Source organism: Paenibacillus sp. LHD-38, from assembly GCF_031157315.1.
Classification (GTDB): domain Bacteria; phylum Bacillota; class Bacilli; order Paenibacillales; family Paenibacillaceae; genus Pristimantibacillus.
Genome location: NZ_JAVIFU010000114.1, coordinates 1 through 3,301, shown reverse-complemented (window position 1 = coordinate 3,301; position 3,301 = coordinate 1). Strand labels below are relative to the sequence as shown.

2 protein-coding genes are annotated in these 3,301 nt (G+C 50.3%); both read left to right on the top strand.

The features are described from left to right. The first annotated feature begins 207 nt into the window (after nt 1–207). Entirely contained in the window at nt 208–2,127 is a 1,920-nt protein-coding gene (locus RCO25_RS34410; RefSeq protein ID WP_309000538.1) for a tyrosine-type recombinase/integrase, read from the top strand. Then, a complete protein-coding gene (xerA, locus tag RCO25_RS34405) occupies nt 2,120–3,082 on the top strand; it encodes a site-specific tyrosine recombinase/integron integrase (RefSeq protein WP_309000537.1) in 963 nt (320 codons plus the stop codon). The genes RCO25_RS34410 and xerA overlap by 8 nt, the downstream gene beginning before the upstream one ends. Nucleotides 3,083–3,301: the final 219 nt, after the last annotated feature.

Genomic DNA, 3,301 nt, shown 5'->3' with positions numbered 1-3,301 from the left:
CTTCCAAGATTCCGGCCTTCAAGAATTTCTCCACCAATGACAGCACGCTTCCATCCACAACCGTTTCCTTCACCATCGTGATGAGGTTCTCATGCGGGATGGTGTCGAAATACGATTTTTTAGCGATATAAGATAGACCTATGAGATTCGACAGTGTACAGGATCGCCAGATCCTGTACACTAGCGAAAGAGAGAGGAGCACGTCTTGTGGAGTCTATCATCGAAAGCTATCGAGAATATCAAACCGTTATCCGGGGGTATACCCCAAAAGTCGTCCTTGGCACCTGGAGAGAATTAATGAAGCTGGCAGCCTATCTTCAAGCACGGTCTCTTGTTCTTGAAACGGTCGAACTCGTTCACCTTGAGAATTACTGCATCGAACGTACAGAGGGCAAATCCCTTGGCTACCGTAATCTCATCGTCAGCCAAATACGTTCATTCTTTACATATCTGCACCAACAGGAATACCGTTCGAACAATCCTGCACTTGGGCTCTCATACACGAATCTGGACGCCCATCAGGCCCTACCTGAGATCGCCACGTTTGAAGAGATTCAAGACTGCCTTAAGGAACTTCGTCGCCAGATCGAATCGTGTTTGGGGCGTAAACAGTTCGATCCGATCCGCAAACGTAATCTAGCACTCTTTGCCCTCATGTATGCAACAGGTATTCGAGCTGGTGAAGCAGCCAATCTCAGACTGCGTGATGTGCTCTGGGAGGAGCAGATCCTTTGCATCCGTGCCGGAAAAGGGCGTAAGGACCGAAGGGTTCCCGTTGTCGGAGAAGTATTGGAACTACTGCAGGTCTACCTAGCCACACGGCAAGACCTTACTGCCGACGCACCGCTGTTTCTTACCTGGAGAAAAGAAGCTATGGACAATAATTTAGTCGGTGTTACGTTCCGAAGCTACTCTGAGATGTGGACGAAGCCGTTGCGCCCTCATCAATTGCGTCATACCTGCGCGACTCATCTCTACCAAGAGGGCAGCAATATTGTCTACATTAAGGATTGGCTCGGTCACAAGCGCATCACCACAACGCTTCACTATGCGCGGATACAAAATCCGGAGATTGCGGCAACACTGGAAGCGCATCCGATCAATGTAGCAACCATACCCGTTCGCCCTAAGCTCCAGCTAGTGGAAGGATCACGGCAAAAGCTCAAAAGCCCTCATCGTCGAAAATATACCGTAACACCTGTAGCGGACGCTCTTACAGGCACGCTCTCGGAGCAGATCGAGGAATTTCTTCGAACAGCGGAGGGCATGGGTAAATACAGTAAAGGCTCCTTGAAAGAATTCCGTTTCAGTCTCACTCGCTTTGCCGTAGGGTGTCCATCCTGTATGGAACAAGGTGTCGGAGCCTTGCGCGGCGCAGACATCATCCGTTGGTTAAGTAGCCGTAGACAAGCCGGAATCTCGCCATGTACCATAGATAAAAACCTATCCCATCTCCGTTCATTCATTGCTTACGCCGTGGACCGCGGCTGGAGATCGGACAATCCCATGGAGGCGCTCAAGATGGTACCAAGGCAACCCAAAGAACAGGAATATCTCACGGAAGATGAAATGCTGCGTCTGCTCGCCTCACCAGACCGATCTACTCCAGAAGGCTTTATGGATTACATCACCCTGCTCGTTCTCTACTCCACCGGCATTCGTGTAGGAGAGCTTAGCAACTTGGACATCGAAGACGTAGACCTGAAAGAAGGCTGGGTTCACATCAGGGAAGGCAAGGGTCGTGACAGGCAAATTGCCATTCCAAAAGCAGCTTTGGACGATCTGAAGCAGTATGTCGGTCTGCACCGCAAAGAGAAGACCGGACCCTTATTACTCAATTTGCAAGGCACCAGATTGAAGCCGTGGACCGTGGCCAGGCGCATCCGTCATTACTCGGAGGTAGCAGGCTTGCATAAGCCGGTAAGCCCTCACACGATCCGACACACCTTTACTGCCCATCTCATTCAAAGAGGCGGTCGCATCGAAGTCATCGCCAAAGCACTCGGCCATAAGACGCTGGCTGAAACTACACCTTATGCACATGCGGACTTCGAAGACATCCGAAAAGCCGTCAGCCTGCTGCGCAAAAACATTACACCTTCGTCAGGAGCGAAATCCAATGAATAGTGAATCCACCATTCAAGACTTCTTAGAATTTGCACAAATGGTCCGTGGCTGCCGTCCCAAAACAGCGGAGGCCTATGCCATCGACCTGAAGGTGTGGAAAACATTTTGCTCTGTTCATTGCCCACAGGTGGATAACCCCTCCAAGGCGAAAGTCGTAGTGGACTACATTCGTTACCTTCGCGTGGAACGTAAGAACGCATCTGCCGCTATAGGGCGCAAGCTAGCCACCTTATCCGCATTCGTAGATTTCCTCATTCTTATGGAGCTCTTGGACTCTAAAATGGATGAGCGCGAAAAGTGGCCCAAGCTGCTTGATACACCGGAACGCCTACCCGTTGTCTTGGACAATAAAGAGATGCAAAGCATTCTGGCGATGCCTGACACCACTACTATCCTAGGTCGTCGCGACCGTACCATTCTTACTTTAATCTACTCTGCGGGGTTGCGTGTAAGCGAGGTATGCTCGCTTAAAACTACGGACATTAACCGTAAGGATGGACGCATTCTCATTTCTGGCAAGGGCGGCCGCGAACGCTATGTACCGCTCGATCCGACCGTAGACGAGGCCATACAGGAATACCTGTCATCCAGATCGAGCAGTATCCCTGAACTATTCGTAAGCAAGAAAGGCGGCGCCCTAACTCCTCGTGCTATTCAGTTTATGGTCAAGAAATATGCCGAAGATGCTCAAATTGACAAACAGGTCACACCGCATAAGTTGCGCCACACCTGTGCCACGCACCTTCTCCAAGAAGGGGCTCACTTGGTGTCCATTCAGAAGCTTCTAGGCCACAAGAGCTTAACGACCACCCAGATTTACCTACACATTACGATTGCAGACCTTAAGGAGCTCTCGAAGCACCACCCGATGCATAAAATGCGCGCCCAGCTCGGTCTTATGGGTAACCCTGTGCAGTCCTTTCAGTCCCCTTACGGCACTAAAACAGGGACATAGCGAAAATTCACGAGATACTGCGGCTGGACGAGGATTTCGAAGGTTTACCTAATCCCAACCGCCTAGATCGCTGATCTCGGCTGAAAATTAATATCGCTAAACGATTTTAGATCTGCGTCTATGACATAGCGAAACCCATCATCTACATCTTGACGAATTTTCTTTAACGCCATGTGTGCGCTTCTCTCCGGTCGGAATCCGTAACTGCAATCCATGAAC

Coding starts and splice junctions, on each gene's coding strand:
- xerA (WP_309000537.1), top strand. CDS start 2,120: ATGAATAGTGAATCCACCATTCAAGACTTCTTAGAATTTGCACAAATG.